This is a genomic window from Streptomyces sp. NPDC004732, assembly GCF_040609235.1.
In the GTDB taxonomy this organism is placed as follows: Bacteria; Actinomycetota; Actinomycetes; order Streptomycetales; family Streptomycetaceae; genus Streptomyces.
Map to the genome: position 1 here is coordinate 128,530 of NZ_JBEXJR010000009.1, position 15,806 is coordinate 144,335.

Below are 15,806 nucleotides of genomic sequence, written 5' to 3' on the forward strand. Positions count from 1 at the left end.
GTCTGTTCTGTGCTCCTCAGCTGTCGCGGCGGGCGCGGATGTGGGTGACGGCGCGGGCGACGTCCTCGTGGACGATGCCGGGATCGGCGGCGGCCGCCTGGAAGTGACCCAACACAGCCTCCATGGCGGGCAGTTGCGTCACCTCCGTCGCGAGGGAGACGTCCTTGACGGCGAGGTCGCTGCCGAAGTGCACGTCGGTGGCGAAGGCGCGGGCGACGGCGCCGCCGAGCGGACCCGCGGCGAGGGCTCCCTTGGCGGTGTCCTCGTCCAGGCCGAGCGCGTCGGCGAGCTTCATCGCCTCGGCGACCAGGGCCACGCCGCCGATGACGGCGGTGTTGACGACGAGCTTGAGCGCGGCCCCGGAGCCGAGGGCGCCGGTGCGGGTGACCGGACCGAAGCGGGCGAGGACGTGCTCCACGCCCGCCGCGTCGCCGCCCGCCAGGATGCCGAGCCGCCCCGCGGCGGCCTTGTCCGTGCTGCCCATGACGGGGGCATCGACGAGGGTCACGCCGTCCGGGACGCGGCCCGCCAACTCCCGTACCACTTCAGGCCCGACGGTCGACATCTCCACCCAGTACGCGCCGGGGCGCAGCTCGGGGACCACGGCGTCCGCAACACCCCGCACGGCGGCGGGCCCGGCGAGCATCGTGATGACGACGTCGGCCTCGCGCACGGCGTCGGCGGGGCTCGCGGCGGCCGTGGCCCCCTCCGCGACGAGGGCGTCGGCCTTCTCGGGGGTGCGGTTCCAGACGCTCAAGGGATGCCCGGCCGCCAGCAGGTGACGGGCCATCGGCTCGCCCATGTGTCCCAGGCCGAGGAATGCGATCTTTTCCATGCGTCCGACGCTAGGCCCGGCCACGCGATGCGACAAGCGAATGTCTAGCATGCGACCCATGCCGAACCCGCATGCCGCACACCGCCCCCACGGCTCCGACAGCGCCCCGCCCGAGCTGTCGACCGGCTGGCTCCGGACCTTCCTGGACGTGGCCCGGCACGGGTCGTTCACGGTGGCCGCGCGGGAGCTCGGGTGGACGCAGTCCGCCGTGTCGCGGCAGATCGCCGCACTGGAGGCGGCGCTCGGCGGGGCGCCGCTCTTCGACCGGCTGCCGCGCGGGGTGCGGCCGACGGCGCAGGGCCGGGCGCTGCTGCCGCACGCGGAGAAGCTGCTGGCCCGACTGGGCTCCATGGGGCGGGAGTTGGCGGCCCTTCGGGACGCGGCGGGCGGGCTGCTGCGGGTCGGGGCGTTCGCGACGGCGGACGCGGGGCTCGTGCCGCGGGCCATCGCCGCCTTCCGCTCCCGGCACCCCGGGGTGACCCTCACCCGCGAGGAGGGCCTGACACCCGCGCTCCTGTCCCGGCTCGCGGAGGGTGAGCTCGATCTGGCGGTGGTGTCGGCGACGGGCGGCACCCTGCCGCGCCCGCCCGGCCCCGGCGAGGCGTACGAGCTGCACCACCTGCTCGACGAGACGCTCTACGTCGCGCTGCCCGCGGGACACGCGCTGGCGGGCGAGCCCGGGCTGCGGCTCCACCGACTCGCCGCGGAGGACTGGATCTCCGGCAGCTCCCGCATCGAGGGCTCCCTGCTCGACCCGGCGCTGCGGCACGGCTTCCGGCCGCGTGTCGCGCACGTCGTCGCGGAGTGGACGGCGAAGCAGGGGTACGTGGCGGCCGGGCTCGGCGTGGCCCTCGTCCCCGCGCTGGCGGCGGAGGGGGTGCGGCCGGACATCGTGCTGGTGCCGGTACGGGACGAGGGCGTGCCCCCGCGCGCGGTGTACGCGGCGACGGCGCGGGGCCGCGTACCGGCGCCCGCGGTACGGCCGTTCCTGGGGGCGCTTCGGGGGGCGGCGCGGGGGTTGGGGGCGCGCGACGGCTAGGGCCCCGGGGGCCCTAAGGCTTGTCCACGCGGACGTGCAGGTGGCCTTCACCTGGATAGTCGGGCGGGAAGGGCGGCAGTACGGAGTGGAGGGCGTACCCGGACTTCTGGGCGACGCGGCAGGAGGCCTCGTTGGCGGCGGCGTGGAGGAGTTCGAGGCGGCCGGGCACCGACAGGGTCAGGGAGGCGAACGCCCAGCGGGAGACGGCTTCGAGGGCGCGCGGGGCCACGCCCCTGCCCCGGGCCCCGGGGTCGGTCCAGTAGCCGACTTCCGAGGCGGCGCCGGGGCGCGAGCTGTCGGGCTCCACCTTGAGCACGACGTTGCCCACGGGGTGGTCGGTAACGGTATCGGTACCGGTATCCGCGCCGGTTTCGAGCACCGCGAAGCTGAACCAGGTGCCCGCGGCCCACGCCTCGTGCTGCTCCTCGACCCAGCGATGCGCGTCCGCCGCGCTCTCCAGACGCAGCAGGAGCCAGCGGCGCAGATGCGGGTCGCGGTAGGCCGCGAGGAGGGCGGGGACGTCGCGGGCGGTCCAGGGGCGGAGCGTCAACCCCGGTCTGCCGGGGGCTGGTTCGACGGTCAGGTTCACGGCCGTGGTCATTCGGATGTGGCTTCTTCCTGAGAGGTGCACCGAATTCTGTTCGACCGACCTTACGGAAGCGGATACCGTCCGGGCCCGGGGTTCGGACTTCGGGCCCGGCGGACGAGGGAGACATGTGGGTACGGGGAAGATGCACGCCGACGAGGCCGACATCGACGAGGCGCTGGTCCGTCGGCTGGTCGAGGACCAGTTCCCGGCATGGGCCGGGCTGCCCGTGGAGCGCGTGGACTCCGCGGGGACGTCCAACGCGATGTACCGGCTCGGCGCGGACATGGTGGTGCGGCTGCCGAGGCGGTCCGGCTCCGTCGAGGACGTCGAGCGGGAGCACCGGTGGCTGCGCGGCCTTGCGGCGGCGCTCCCCGTACCCGTACCCGCGCCGCTCGGCATGGGCGGCCCCGGCGAGGGCTACCCGTACCCGTGGTCCGTCTTCCGGTGGCTCGACGGCGAGACGCCCGTCGCGGGGCGGCCGCTCGCCGAACCCGCCCTGTTCGCCAAGGACATGGCCGAGTTCATCACCGCCCTGCGCGAGGTCGACCCGACCGGCGCCCCCGCCTCCTACCGCGGCGATCCCCTGGCGTCGCGCGACTCCGCCACGCGCGAGGTCATCGCCGGGCTGCGCGGGGTCGTCGACGCCGACGCCGTCACGGAGGTGTGGGACGCCTCGCTGCGCGCCGCTCCGTGGCAGGGTCCCGGCGTCTGGGTGCACGGGGACCTCCAGCCGGGGAACGTGCTGGTCCACGAGGGGCGGCTCGGTGCCGTCATCGACTTCGAGTGCATGGGTACGGCCGATCCCGCCGTCGACCTGATCGCCGCGTGGTACCTGATGGACGCCGCGGCCCGCCCCGTCTTCCGTACCGCCCTCGGACCGGCCGTCGACGACGACATGTGGGCGCGCGGGCAGGGCTGGGCGCTCACGATCGCCCTCATGGAACTCTCGTACTACCAGGAGACGAACCCCGTGATGGCCGACACCGCGCGGCGCGTGATCGGGCGGCTCGTCAGGCGCTCAGCAGCAAGTGGGCCGCCAAGCCCGTGATCAGCGCGCTCGACGCCAGCGCGGTGGCCAGTCGGCCCCTGCGGCCCGTGAGGGCCCTGCCCAACAGCGCGCCGCCGCCCGCCAGGAGCAGTTGCCAGCTCGCGGACGCCACGAAGGCGGCCAGCGCGAACACCGCCTGCGCCGTGCGCGTCAGCGATGCCGTGGCCGGACTGCCGAGGACGAGCGCGGCGAAGTAGATGACGGTGGCGGGGTTCAGGAGGGTGAGGCCCAGCAGGGCCGCGTACGCGCGGGCGGGGCCGACGGCGGTGCCGGTCCTGACGGTGGCGGCGGCACGTCCGCGGTACGCGCGGACCGCCGTCACCGCGCCGCGTGCCGCCATCGCGACGAGCACCAGGACCGAGGCCCAGCGCAGCGGCGCCATGACCGGCTCGACCACGTCGGTGAGCGAGGCGCCGCCTAGTGCGGCCACCAGTGCGTAGAGTCCGTCGGCGGTCGCCACGCCCAGTGCGGCGCAGGCGCCTGTCTTGAGGGTCGTCCGCGCGGTGAGCGCCACGAGGTAGGCGCCTATGGCGCCCACTGGCATCGCTATGCCGTAACCGGCCAGCAGGCCCGCGATCATTATCGCGCTCATGTGTTGAGCCTACGAGCCTGTCCGTTGCCCTGCGGCGTCCCGCTGGGTAGGAGCTCTGAACCGCCGCTTCGCGGCGGAGTTTTCCCACCCGCCCACCCGTTTGCCCCGCAACGCGCAGTGGGAGTAGGGGCTATGCCGTCAGCCTCTCCGCATACCCTCTCAACACCCCCCGCGCCGCCTCCGGCGCAAGATGCCCCACCAAGACCTCCGCCGTGAGGCCGTCCGTCAGGGCCACCAGGATGCGGGCCTCCGTCGGTGCGTCCAGGTCGGGGCGCAGCTCGCCCGTGGTGCGGCCGTATTCGAGGAGCCAGACGAGGAGTTCGTAGAGCTTGGCGTACGTGTCCCGCAGCACCCCCGCCAACTCCTCGCTCACCGCCGCATGCGCGACGAACGCCCCCCAGACCTGCGCCTCCGTCCTGTCCTCGGGCTCGACGAGCGCGAGCGCGGACAGGGTCCGGTCCAGCAGCGTCACGGCCGACTCCGGGGCGTCCGACGCCTCGATGCGGGCCTTCGCCCGGTCCCCGATCCGTTCCGAGATGCCCTCCAGGGCGAAGAGCAGCATCTCGTCCTTCGTACGGAAGCAGCGCTGCACCGCCCCCATCGACACCCCGGCCTCCGTGGCCACGTCCCGCAGGCTGACGGACTCCATCCCGGAGCGGGCGATCAGCAGGCAGACCGCTTCGGCGATACGGCTCCGCCGGTCCTCGTAGTCGACCTGCTTGGGCATGTTGGGGGCGCCTTCCTATTCGATGCGGTTGCATCATATCCCGTTGGCGGGCATGATCTGATGCGACCGCATCGGAAAAATGTGACGCCCGCAAGGCCTCGCAATCGGGGAGATGAGATACGCATGACCGGCCGGACTCCAGCTCAGCACCAGGCTCAGAACCAGGGCCAGACCCCGCCCAAGGCCAAGGCCAAGAAGTCCTCCGGCGGGCTTCTTGCTCTCTTCGGCGCCATCCTGCTCGTGCAGGGCTTCGGCTCCGCGATCACCGAGTCGGGGTGGGACACCTCGTTCGGGGTCTCCGCCGTGCTGCGGGAGGCAGGGGCGCCCGCCTGGGTGGATCTGGTGGTCGGCGCGGTCGGCTGCGCGCTGCTCGCCGCGGCGGCCCGCGCCCGGATGCTGCGCAACGCGAAGTAGCGAGCCGTAGCGCTCGACCGTCCCGTCCCGCGATACTTCCGCCACCTCACCCGTCACGGAAGGACTCGCGTGCTCTCACGAATTGGCGCCCTCGGCGTCGCCGCCCTGCTGACCGGGCTCGGTGTCCCGGCGTCCGCATCCGCCGCCCCGGCCGGGCACACGGCCCCCACCGCCGCCCCCACCACCGAGGAGGCGCGGCTCGACCGCGCCGCCCCGCAGGAGATCCTGGGGCGCAGCGGATTCGACTCCGTCGCAACGGAGTTCGCCGGTGCGCTGGGGAAGGTCCGCTCCTACGACCAGGCGCGGCGGCTGGTCGTACGCGAAGGCCAGTCGCTGTGGCGGCGGGCCGTCGAGCGGGCCCAGGGCAAGCCGCAGACGGGCCTCAGCAAGGACGACGACCGGCCGCTGTACTGGGCCCGGCTCGGGATGACGCGCGAGCTGCGGCAGTGGGAGCCGAACCGGTTCTCCCTCAGCCAGCACCAGCGGGACCGGCTCATGGGCGCCTTGGAGCGGTCCTCCCGCGGCCAGGACACCGTCGACCACCGCCCCGGAAAGCACGTCAAGCGCATCCTCGTCACCGGATTCGATCCCTTCACCCTCGACCGCGACGTCCGCATCAGCAATCCGTCGGGCGCCGCCGCCCTCGCCCTGGACGGCACGACGATCAGGACCGCCGACGGGCCCGCGCGCGTCGAGGCGGTCGTCTTCCCGGTCCGCTGGGAGGACTTCGCCGACGGCGCCGTGGAGCGGGCGCTGCGCCCGTACCTGCCCCACGTCGACCTCTTCACCACCATCAGCCAGGGCCGCGTCGGCAAGTTCGACATCGAGCGGACCAACGGCGCCTGGCGCGGCGGCTTCGGCGACAACGAGAACCTGTCACGCACCGGGATCGTGCCGGTGAGCGATCCGGCCACGCAGCCCCAGTGGACGTCGACGACCCTCCCGTACAAGGAGATCGTGGCCGCGAAGACCGGGCGCTTCCCGGTGTACGACAACACGTCGGTGACCGAGATACCGGCGGGCGGCAGCGAGCCCGTGGTCCGGCCCGACGGTCCCACCGAGGGGTCGGCGGCGCGTGCGGGCGGCGGCGGGGACTATCTGTCGAACGAGATCGCCTACCGCGCCACCCTGCTGCGGGACCGGCTCGGGCTGCACGACCGGCTGCCCGGCGGCCATGTCCACACGCCGGTCCTGCAGTTCGGCGCAGGGAACACCGATCCGGCGACGGGCGACGTCACCGATCCCGAGTTCGTGCGGAACCGGCTCGACATCATCGCTCAGGTGCGGGGGATCCTCGGGGTCGCCGCGTCGTCGTCCTGACCGCCGACGGCGGTACGTGAGCCACCGCCGTCCGAGCCGTCGCCGTCCGAGCCGTTCTCGCCCAGCAGGTCCCGTGTCATCAGCGTCGCGCCCGCGACCGCGCCCGGCATGAGGAACACGGCGACGAACGGCACCAGGAAGGCGACGGCCAGCGGCGTCCCGAAGCCCCAGGCGAGCCGCTTGCGGGAGCGCAGCAGGGCGAGTCGCTCGCGGAGTTCGATGCCGCGGCGCTGCATCGCGACCGCGGCGAGCTCCTCGGCGAGGAAGAAGCCGGTCACGCAGAAGCCGATCACCGGGACGACGGTCTGGCCGACGACGGGGATGAAGCCGAGCGCGAAGAGCAGCACGCCCCAGACCAGCGCGCGCACCACGATGCGCAGGCTGTCCCGCGCGGAGATCCACAGGTCGCGCCAGAGCGGCAGGCCCGACTCGGGGGCGTGGCCGCACTCGGAGATGTCGACCTGCTCGGAGAGCGATTCGTAGAAGGGGTCCCCGATGAGCAGGGTCACCGCGGTGAAGGTGATGACGGAGAGCAGCAGCGCGAGGGCGAAGAGCAGGGCCGTCAGGAAGCCGCGGAAGAGGCCGAGCCAGGGCGATGACCAGTCGTCGGCGAACGGCGTGGCCCAGCCGACGAGATCGATGCCCCACAGGGCGAGCGAGACGAGCGCCGCCGCGTAGAGGACGAGCGTGATGAGGCCGGGCAGCAGCCCCCATCCGTACTGCTTGCCGTGCTGGGCGACCCAGCGCTGCCCCTTCATCAAGTAGCCGAAGCCCACACCCAGATCGCGCATGCGGCACACCTTAGCCGCAGGTCGCCGGGGGGTTCTTCAAGATCGTGTGCCGGGACTGTCACAGCCGGGACGCAAGGCCCTCTTGTTGAACGGGTGTTGAACCGGTAAGACCTCGCGTACCGATCTTCCGGAGGTACGTATGGGTATATCCCGGCCATCCAGACCCGTTCTGCTCACCACCGCAGCCACCGCGAGCGCACTGGTCCTCACCGCGCTCGTCCCGGGCAGCGCGACCGCCGATCCGACGCCGCGCCCGGTCACCCGCGAGGGCTCACCGCTCGGCGCCGACCGGGCCGCCAGGGCCCCGGAGGCCGCCGCCGAACGCGCCCTCGGCGACGCGCGGTCCGGAGCCGCGGGGCTCGGCGGCGACAAGGGCCGCGGGTATCCGCGCGAGCAGAAGCTCGACCTGCCCCCGGAGAACCCTGCCGACAAGTCGATAAAACTGGGGCTGACGCCGTACCACGGCATAGCCCCGAAACTGAACGACCTGCAGCGCATCGGCGACCGCGTGAGCGTGGAGATCGCGGGCCGTTCGGCGGGCGGTCACCAGCTCTACCTCGTGACCGTCACCGCGCCCGAGTCCGCGCGCGAGACGGCCCGGCAGGAGCGGATGCGCGAGCGGATCGAGAACTCGCCCGCGGCCGCCGCGAAGGACGACGCGATCAAGTCCTCGTACAAGACGCCCGTCTTCATCAACAACAACATCCACGGCAACGAGTGGGAGGGCACCGACGCGGCCCTGAAGCTCATCGAGAAGCTCGCGAAGGCCGAGGACAAGAAGAGCCGGGACCTGCTCGCGCACAACCGCCTCTACTTCAACGTCACCACCAACCCCGACGGCCGCATCGCGGGCACCCGTGCCAACGCCAACGGCTTCGACCTGAACCGCGACTTCATCACCGCCTCGCAGCCCGAGGCCCGCGCGGTCCGGCAGATCGCCATCGCCAAGCAGCCCGCGGTCATGATCGACCTGCACGGCTATGTGAACGGCACACTGATCGAGCCGACCACTCCCCCGCACGGCGAGAACTACGAGTACGACCTCTTCCTGAAGAATACCTACGCCAACGCGCTGGGCATGGAGGCCGCCGTCAACGGCCTCGGATACACGGAGGCGAAGGACGGTGTGAAGCCCGCCGTCATCCCCTTCCGTGACCAGAAGGAGGGCTGGGACGACTGGCCGCCGATCTTCACCCCGCAGTACATGCCGTTCCACGGGGCGGTGGCCACGCACACCATCGAGTTCCCGATGCAGGTGAACAACGAGGAGTACGAGTCGCAGCCGGTCGCCGAGCTGCGGCGCCGGGCCAGGATCAACACGGACATCGCGGGCGCCGCGATGCGCGCCACCCTCGACTACACCGACCGGCACCGCACCTCGGTGATCGCCGACCAGATCGAGGTCTTCCGGCGGGGCGCGACGGGCGCGAAGCAGGTGCCGGTGTCGGAGGAGACCGTGCCGGGCGTGCCCGGGATCGGCCCCGAGGACGTGTACACCACCGAGTTCCCGCGGGCGTACGTGATTCCGGCGGGCGGGCGCGGCCAGCGTTCCGCCGCGGCGGCGGCGCGGCTCGTGGACCATCTGGTCGCCAACGACGTGCGCGTGGAGCGGGCGGGCAAGGCGTTCCGGCTCGGCGGGCGGACGTATCCGAAGGGCTCGTACGTCGTCGACATGCACCAGCCCAAGCGGGGCCTGGCCAATGTGATGCTGGCCGACGGGCGGGACATCAGCGACAAGGTGTCGACGATGTACGACATCTCGGGCTGGAGCCTCGGACGGCTGTGGGGCGCGAGCGTGGACTCCGTCAAGAGCGGTGACCTGGGCGGCGTGCACGGCCGTGCGGTGCACGCGGCGTCCCGCGTCGGGTACGTGGCGCCGCGCGGGAACCTGCGCCTGCGCCTCGACGACCCGCGCGAGATCGCCGCCCTCAACTCCCTGCTTGCGAAGGGGGTTTCCGTGCGCCGCGACCGGGACGGGAGCGCCGTCGTGCCGTCCTCCGCGCGCCGTGCCGCGGCCGCCGCCGCGAAGAAGTACGACGTCGCCTTCGACGCCACGAAGGCGAAGGGCGGCGCGGCCCTGCACCGGACGCGGGTCGCCGCGGCCGTCACGCCGGGCGAGCTGTTCGCGCTGCGGGAGATGAACTTCAAGGTGGTGCCCGTGTCGACCGCCGTGCTCAACTCCGGCTTCGACTGGAAGAAGGCGGACGCGCTCTTCGTCTCGGCCGGTCTTGACCGGAGCGAGCTGAACACGGCGGCCAGGGACCGGCTCGACCGGTTCCTCGCCGGGGGCGGCGGCCTGGTCGGGCGTGGCGCGGCCGGTGCCGCGCTCAACGCCGACGCCGGGCTGCTCGCCGTCAAGGCCGTCGGGGGCAACGGCGACGCGAACGGCGTGGTCCGCGTGGTGAACGCGGGCGGCACGGTCACGGGCGGCGCGCCGGACCACGGCTTCGTCTACTCGCCGTCGTGGTTCACCGACCTCGGCCCCGGTGTGCGCGTGGAGCAGAAGTACGGCACCGGCAACCCGCTGGTGTCCGGGCACTGGCGGGCCGCGGAGGACGGCACGGGAGGGCCCGCGGACGCCGCGGGCCGCGCGGCGGTCGTCAGCGGGTCGGACGGGGCCACGGACGTGGTGCTGTTCGGCACGGAGCCGCTCTTCCGCGACCACCCGAAGGGGATGTTCCCGCAGGTCGGGCGGGCGCTGCTGAGCGTCGGCCGGTAACGGGAATGCGCGCCGGGGGCGCGGCGGTTGATCACGTCACGGACACACAGACCATGACATCACCGCGCCCCTGGAGGTCCCGCTGCCATGACCCGTGAGATCCGAGTGCAGGGAACGGTCGCCGACGGGTACGAGGCGGTGCGCGAGGAGTTCACCGCCGTACTCGCGAACGAACTGCCCGAGTACGAGGGCCAGCTGGCCGCCCATGTGCGGGGCCGCAAGGTCGTCGACCTGTGGGTGGGCCCTGACGTCACCGGCGAGAGCCTCTACGGCGTCTACTCCTCCACCAAGGGCGCCGCCCACCTCGTCGTGGCCCTGCTCGTGCAGGACGGGGTCCTGGACCTGGACCGGGCGGTCGCCCACTACTGGCCGGAGTTCGCGGCGGAGGGCAAGGGCGCGGTGACCCTGCGGGAGTTGCTCGCGCACCGCGCGGGTGTCCCTGGCGCCGGCTCCGGCTTCTCGCCCGAGGAGATCGCCGACGACCGGGTGATCGCCGCGCGTCTTGCCGCGCAGCGCCCCTTCTGGCGTCCGGGCACCGCCTTCGGCTACCACGCGCTCTCCATCGGTGCGCTCGCCGGAGAGGTGGTGTTCCGGGCCACCGGGCGGACGCTGCAGGAGGTGTACGAGGAGCGGGTGCGCGCCCCGTACGGGCTCGACTTCTTCCTGGGGCTGCCCGAGGAGCACGAGGGCCGGTTCCGCTCCGTGCAGCCGATGGCGCCCACGCCCGAGCAGGCGGCCCTGCTCGACGCGCTGCCGCCGCAGCCGCAGAGCCTCGGCTCCATCGCCTTCAACCGCCACACCGCGGAGCCCACCGATCTGGAGGCGATGCCCAACTCCCGCCGCCTGCGCGCCATGGGGCCCGCTTCGGCCGGTGGCGTCGCGTCCGCGCGGGGCCTCGCCGGGATGTACGCGGCGGCGGTCACCGGCATCGATGGCCGCGAGGCGCTGCTCAAGGCGGACACCGTCGCCGAGTTCGGGCAGATCCAGTCGGTCGGCCACGACCTGGTGGCGGGGGCCTTCAAGGCGTTCGCCGTCGGCTTCCAGGCGACATCGGTGGCCGTCTACCCGTTCCTGGGCGCGGGCACCATCGGACACAGCGGCGCGGGCGGCTCGCAGGCACTCGCCGATCCGCGCAGCGGGCTCGCCTACGGCTACACGCGACGACGGTTCGCCTTCCCCGGCGGCCCCGCCGTGGAGAACGAGCGGCTGGTCCGTGCGGTCCACGAGGCGGCGCTCGTGGCCGGCTGAGCTCCCTGGCCGAAGCGGGCCACGCGCCCCGCGCACGCGTGAGGGCCGCCCCCGGAGCGGGGTGCGGCCCTCACGTACGTACGGCCTGTGGTCAGGCGGCCGAGACCTCGACCTTGATGTTGCCGCGCGTGGCGTTCGAGTAGGGGCACACCTGGTGCGCCTTCTCCACCAGGGACTGCGCGGTGGCCGCGTCCACGTTCGGGATGGCGGCCGTGATCACGACCTCCAGGCCGAAGCCGCCGGCCTCGTTCTGGCCGATGCCGACCTTGGCGGTCACGGTCGAGCCGGAGATGTCGGCGTTCTCCTTGCGGGCGACCACGCCGAGGGCGCCCTGGAAGCAGGCGCTGTAACCGGCGGCGAAGAGCTGCTCGGGGTTGGTGCCCGCGCCGCTGCCGCCCATCTCCTTCGGCGGGTTCACGACGACGTCGAGCTTGCCGTCGTCGCTGGCCACACGTCCGTCACGGCCGTTCTCCGCGGTGGCTACGGCGGTGTACTTGACGTCGATCTTCTGGATGGACATAACTGCCTTTTCCTCCTGAGACATGACGTGGCGCGCGCCCACAACCACGGTTTGCGGAATTAGGTTATCGGATGGCGGAAGCCACCCGATGGTGGCGGGAGTCGCTCAGCCGAGGGAGACGATCATCTTTCCGGTGTTCTCGCCGCGGAGCATGCCCAGGAAGGCCTCCACGCCGTTCTCCACGCCCTCGACGACCGTCTCGCGGTACTTGAGCTCGCCGGAGCGGATCCAGCCGCCGACCTCGCGGACGAACTCGGGCTGCAGCGCGGCGTGGTCCTGCACGAGCATGCCCTGCAGCCGCAGGCGCTTGCCGATGACCATGGCGAGGTTGCGCGGGCCGGGGGTCGGCTCGGTGTCGTTGTAGCCCGCGATCATGCCGCAGATGGTGACGCGGCCGTGCACGTTGAGGCGGCTGATGGCGGCCTCCAGGTGCTCCCCGCCGACGTTGTCGAAGTAGACGTCGATGCCGTCGGGGGCCACCTCCTTGAGCTGCTCAGCGACGGACTTCTTGTCCTTGTAGTTGAAGGCCGCGTCGAAGCCGTACTCCTCGACGAGCAGCTTCACCTTCTCGTCCGAACCGGCCGAGCCGACGACGCGCGAGGCGCCCTTCAGCTTGGCGATCTGGCCGACCTGGCCGCCGACCGCACCGGCCGCGCCGGAGACGAAGACGGCGTCACCCTCCTTGAAGGAGGCCACTTCGAGCAGCCCGGCGTACGCGGTCAGGCCCGTCATGCCGAGCACGCCGAGGTAGGCGGAGAGCGGGGCGGCCTGCGGGTCGACCTTGGTGGCGTGCTGGGCAGGCACGGAGGCGTACTCGCGCCAGCCCGCGAAGTGCAGGACGTGGTCGCCCACCGCGAAGCCCTCGGCGTTCGACGCGACGACCTCGCCGACCGCGCCGCCCTCCATGGGGCGGTCGAGCTGGAACGGCGGCACGTACGACTTCACGTCGTTCATCCGGCCCCGCATGTACGGGTCGACGGAGAAGTGCAGGTTGCGCACCAGGACGCGGCCCTCGGCCGGAGCCTCCACCGGGACCTCGCGCAGCGCGAAGTCCTCGGGGACCGGCCAGCCGGACGGGCGACGCACGAGGTGCCATTCGCGGCCGACGGAGGGGAGCTGCTCGGGGGTGACGGTCATGGGGGCGTCCTCCTACTGCGTGCGGGCTGTTGCGTGCCAGCGCCAGGGTTACGAAAAATGCTTCAGGTTGTGAAACAACCATGCTCCTGAATATTTCATGATGTCAAGTAAACGGGTAGCCTGGTGAGCATGGACACCAGTAGCTCCAGCGCCCGCACCCCCCGCACCGACCCGCTGACACTCGAAGTCGTCGAGCTGATCGGCACGGTCGTGGCGCGCTACTACGAGGAGTACGAGGAGGCGGCCGCCGAGCACGCGCTGACCGGCGCACAGGCCCGTGTCCTCGGGCTGCTCTCCCTCGAACCTATGCCCATGCGCCGCATTGCGCAGAAGCTGAAGTGCGAGCCGTCGAACATCACGGGGATCGTCGACCGCCTGGAGGCGCGCGGCCTCGTCGAGCGGCGCCCCGACGCGGCCGACCGGCGCGTGAAGCTGGCGGCGCCCACGGCGGAAGGCATCGAGGTCGCCCGCGGCCTGCGGGAGTCGCTGAACTTCGCGCGCGAGCCGCTGGCGGAGCTCTCGCGAGAGGAGCGGCTCGCACTGCGGGGGCTGCTGCGCAGGATGCTGGGCGAAGAGATCTGACCCCAGAGATCCGCCCCTTGCCCTGCTCAGAGGCAGGCGCTTACGTGCACCACCACAGGAAGCGGTCGCACGTCTCGGTCGGGGTCGGCTCCGGGGGCTTCGTCGGCTTCGGGTCGTCGGCCGGGGGCGGGGGTGTCGAGCCGGGCGTTCCGGGGGTGTCGTCCTGCGGCGGGGGCGTGGTGGAGGTCGGGGCACCGGGGCCTTCGTCGCCCTCTTGCCCCTGCTCGCCCTCGCTGTCGCCGCCTTCGCCCCGCTTCTTCTTGTCCTTGCCGCCCTTCGCGTCCTTCGCGTCCTTCTCGTCCTTCTGGTCGGCGTCCCCGGACTCCTCCGCCGTCGGACGCGCCGACGTGGCCGCCGCGTCCTCGGCCGTCGCGCCGCCTCCGGCGGTGCCTTCCGGGTCCGTCGGGCGTACCGCGGACGGATCCTCCGTGCCGCCGTCCGGCGCGGACGCGGCGGCGGGGTCCTCGGAGGCGCCTTCGGTGCCGAGCTCGGCGAGGCTCAGGCCGCCCGCCGCGAGCGCGAGTCCCGCGGTCACGAAGAGGATCTTGCGGCGCCTGCGGCGGTGCGCCCTGCGGGTGCGCTCCTTGCGGCGGGCGCGGGTGCGCGGCGACGACTCCTCGTACGCGTCGTCGTGGGCGTCGGGTTCCTCCCGCGACGCGGCGACGGACTGCGCGTACTCCCGGCAGGCTTCGGCCGGGGTTCCGCACCCAGGGCAGGCGAGGGCGCCGTTGAGGTGCCTGCGGCACGGGTGGCAGTAGTCCATGAGGCATGGAGGCTAGGTGCCGCGCCCGTAACAGCGGAAGCCGGGGCTGTGAAAGTTGTGTGCGGAATCGAAAGGTCCGGTCGGTTCCGGGCGTGGCGCTTGCGCACGCCACGCCCGGCGGCACCTCTCACGCCCTGCCCAGCTGCCCCCTCAACCGGCGGGCCCGCAGCACCAGTTCCAGCTCGAAGCGGCGGTCCGGATCGTCCACCTCGTCGCCCCAGAGCTCCCTGATCTGGCGCAGGCGGTAGCGGACCGTCTGCGGGTGGACGCCCAGGCGGGCCGCCACCTCGGGGGCGCCGCCGCGGGTCTCAAGCCAGGCGAGGAGGGTCTCGGCGAGGCGGCGGCCGTGGGCGGGCCCGCAGTGCTCCAGGGGGGCGAGGCAGCGGCGGGCCAGGTCCTCGATGAGCTCCTCCGGCTGCAGCAGCACCAGTGCCTCGGTGTGTTCCGTGCAGTGCAGGACCTCACCGGAGGGCAGCAGTCCGCGCTCCATCAGGCGCACCGCCGCCTCCGCCCAGCGCAGCGACTTCGCGGCGTCGGCGAGGGCCACGGGCGGGCCGATGGCGCCCGACCAGCCGGTCATGGCGCGGCGCAGGAGCTCGGGGCGGCCGGCCGCGTCGGGGTCGGGCACGACCATGCGGGGCTGCTCGGCCTCCATGTCGAGCAGGACGCCCTCGCCGACGGCGGGCGCGACGGCTTCCCGCGCGGGGCGCAGCAGGACGCCGACAGCGACGCGTTCGGGCAGTTGCCAGCCGACGCGGGCGGCGCGCTCGCCGAGGCCGTTGCCGAGGGCACCGGCGCCGGACGCGGAGCCGGAGCCCGACCCGTACGACGCCCCCGAGCCGGTGTCGGACCGCCGGTCGGACAGCAGCAGCTCCATCAACTTGCGCTGCAGCCTGAGCCGTTCGCCCGCCTCGCGGGCCGCCGCCTCCGCGTATCCGCGCACGGACTGGTCGACGAGGCCGTCCAGGTACTCGAAGCCCGACTCGGCGAGTTCGTACATGGCCGGTGGCGGGATCTCTATCTGCTGGCCGATCTCGGCGAGGCGGCGCCAGGCGAGGCGCACCCCGAGGCGGTAGATCGCCTGGAGCGAGTCGAGGCTGCGGCCGTGCAGGCCCTCGCCGCGGCCGAACTCCTGGAAGACCTCCAGGTGGTAGCGGGGCCGTCCCTCCTGGGACGCCAGTTGCTGGACGAAGCCCTCCAGGGCGCGGCGGATGCCGATCAGCGCCATCGGCTCGCCCGAGTCGTCGAGGACGACGGGCAGGCCGGGGTATTCGGCGCGGATCTCGCGCAGGATGTCCTGGGCGAGCGCGGGCACCTCCTCCATGGCGAGCGCGGCGAACTCCCGGACCTGCCGGGGCGGTACGTCGCGCCAGGCGGAGCGGAAGGGGGTCCTGGCCTCCGGCACCGGATCACCGGCGGGGCGGCCGTGCGGGGTGTCGGCTGCATCGGCGACATCGGCGACATCGACAGCATCCGGAGTCC

General features: G+C 72.8%; 16 protein-coding genes. 7 read left to right on the forward strand and 9 right to left on the reverse strand.

The genetic code is table 11. The features are described from left to right. Positions 1-16 precede the first annotated feature (16 nt). Positions 17-835: an NAD(P)-dependent oxidoreductase gene (locus ABZV77_RS27215; protein WP_356261950.1), complete on the reverse strand. Its 819-nt coding sequence runs from the start codon at positions 833-835 to the stop codon at positions 17-19. 58 nt (positions 836-893) lie between these two features. Between ABZV77_RS27215 and ABZV77_RS27220 the strand changes: the two genes are divergently transcribed. Then, on the forward strand, positions 894-1,874 hold the full coding sequence (locus ABZV77_RS27220; RefSeq protein WP_356261952.1) for a LysR substrate-binding domain-containing protein: 981 nt from the start codon (positions 894-896) through the stop codon (positions 1,872-1,874). A gap of 13 nt (positions 1,875-1,887) precedes the next feature. Here the strand turns inward: ABZV77_RS27220 and ABZV77_RS27225 are convergent, their stop codons facing one another. Continuing rightward, positions 1,888-2,475, reverse strand: a complete 588-nt coding sequence (locus ABZV77_RS27225) for a GNAT family N-acetyltransferase (protein ID WP_356261955.1) — start codon at positions 2,473-2,475, stop codon at positions 1,888-1,890. A 130-nt stretch (positions 2,476-2,605) separates the two neighbouring features. On the opposite strand from ABZV77_RS27225, the gene ABZV77_RS27230 reads away from it, so the two are divergent. Beyond that, positions 2,606-3,511: an aminoglycoside phosphotransferase family protein gene (locus ABZV77_RS27230; protein WP_356262694.1), complete on the forward strand. Its 906-nt coding sequence runs from the start codon at positions 2,606-2,608 to the stop codon at positions 3,509-3,511. On the opposite strand, the gene ABZV77_RS27235 is transcribed toward ABZV77_RS27230, so the two are convergent. Both ABZV77_RS27235 and ABZV77_RS27240 read right to left on the reverse strand, forming a co-directional pair. Then, on the reverse strand, positions 3,474-4,103 hold the full coding sequence (locus ABZV77_RS27235) for a LysE family transporter (protein WP_356261957.1): 630 nt from the start codon (positions 4,101-4,103) through the stop codon (positions 3,474-3,476). The genes ABZV77_RS27230 and ABZV77_RS27235 overlap by 38 nt on opposite strands. Positions 4,104-4,233: 130 nt before the next feature. Beyond that, positions 4,234-4,830, reverse strand: a complete 597-nt coding sequence (locus tag ABZV77_RS27240) for a TetR family transcriptional regulator C-terminal domain-containing protein (protein WP_356261960.1) — start codon at positions 4,828-4,830, stop codon at positions 4,234-4,236. Between the two features lie 123 nt (positions 4,831-4,953). Here ABZV77_RS27240 and ABZV77_RS27245 point away from each other — a divergent pair, with 123 nt between their 5' ends. Together ABZV77_RS27245 and ABZV77_RS27250 are read left to right on the forward strand one after the other, a co-directional pair. Next, positions 4,954-5,244, forward strand: a complete 291-nt coding sequence (locus ABZV77_RS27245; RefSeq protein WP_356261962.1) for a hypothetical protein — start codon at positions 4,954-4,956, stop codon at positions 5,242-5,244. Between the two features lie 69 nt (positions 5,245-5,313). Next, entirely contained in the window at positions 5,314-6,564 is a 1,251-nt protein-coding gene (locus ABZV77_RS27250; RefSeq protein WP_356261963.1) for a pyroglutamyl peptidase, read from the forward strand. On the opposite strand, the gene ABZV77_RS27255 is transcribed toward ABZV77_RS27250, so the two are convergent. Continuing rightward, on the reverse strand, positions 6,522-7,355 hold the full coding sequence (locus ABZV77_RS27255) for an EI24 domain-containing protein (RefSeq protein WP_356261966.1): 834 nt from the start codon (positions 7,353-7,355) through the stop codon (positions 6,522-6,524). The two genes, ABZV77_RS27250 and ABZV77_RS27255, sit on opposite strands and share 43 nt — an antisense overlap. 139 nt (positions 7,356-7,494) lie before the next feature. Between ABZV77_RS27255 and ABZV77_RS27260 the strand changes: the two genes are divergently transcribed. Continuing rightward, positions 7,495-10,074, forward strand: a complete 2,580-nt coding sequence (locus tag ABZV77_RS27260) for a M14 family zinc carboxypeptidase (protein ID WP_356261968.1) — start codon at positions 7,495-7,497, stop codon at positions 10,072-10,074. 87 nt (positions 10,075-10,161) lie between these two features. Next, a complete protein-coding gene (locus tag ABZV77_RS27265; protein ID WP_356261970.1) occupies positions 10,162-11,322 on the forward strand; it encodes a serine hydrolase domain-containing protein in 1,161 nt (386 codons plus the stop codon). Between the two features lie 91 nt (positions 11,323-11,413). Here ABZV77_RS27265 and ABZV77_RS27270 read toward each other — a convergent pair whose 3' ends face one another. Together ABZV77_RS27270 and ABZV77_RS27275 are read right to left on the reverse strand one after the other, a co-directional pair. After that, positions 11,414-11,842, reverse strand: a complete 429-nt coding sequence (locus tag ABZV77_RS27270; RefSeq protein WP_055553766.1) for an organic hydroperoxide resistance protein — start codon at positions 11,840-11,842, stop codon at positions 11,414-11,416. A 105-nt stretch (positions 11,843-11,947) separates the two neighbouring features. Next, the gene (locus ABZV77_RS27275; RefSeq protein ID WP_356261972.1) at positions 11,948-12,979 is read right to left on the reverse strand and encodes an NADP-dependent oxidoreductase; all 1,032 of its coding nucleotides are present in this window, start codon (positions 12,977-12,979) and stop codon (positions 11,948-11,950) included. A 129-nt stretch (positions 12,980-13,108) separates the two neighbouring features. Between ABZV77_RS27275 and ABZV77_RS27280 the strand changes: the two genes are divergently transcribed. After that, positions 13,109-13,561, forward strand: coding sequence for a MarR family transcriptional regulator (locus ABZV77_RS27280; RefSeq protein ID WP_356261974.1), 453 nt, complete (start codon positions 13,109-13,111; stop codon positions 13,559-13,561). 40 nt (positions 13,562-13,601) lie between these two features. Here the strand turns inward: ABZV77_RS27280 and ABZV77_RS27285 are convergent, their stop codons facing one another. Further along, a complete protein-coding gene (locus tag ABZV77_RS27285) occupies positions 13,602-14,324 on the reverse strand; it encodes a hypothetical protein (protein ID WP_356261977.1) in 723 nt (240 codons plus the stop codon). 127 nt (positions 14,325-14,451) lie between these two features. Continuing rightward, positions 14,452-15,729: a helix-turn-helix domain-containing protein gene (locus ABZV77_RS27290; RefSeq protein WP_356262697.1), complete on the reverse strand. Its 1,278-nt coding sequence runs from the start codon at positions 15,727-15,729 to the stop codon at positions 14,452-14,454. Positions 15,730-15,806 lie beyond the last annotated feature (77 nt).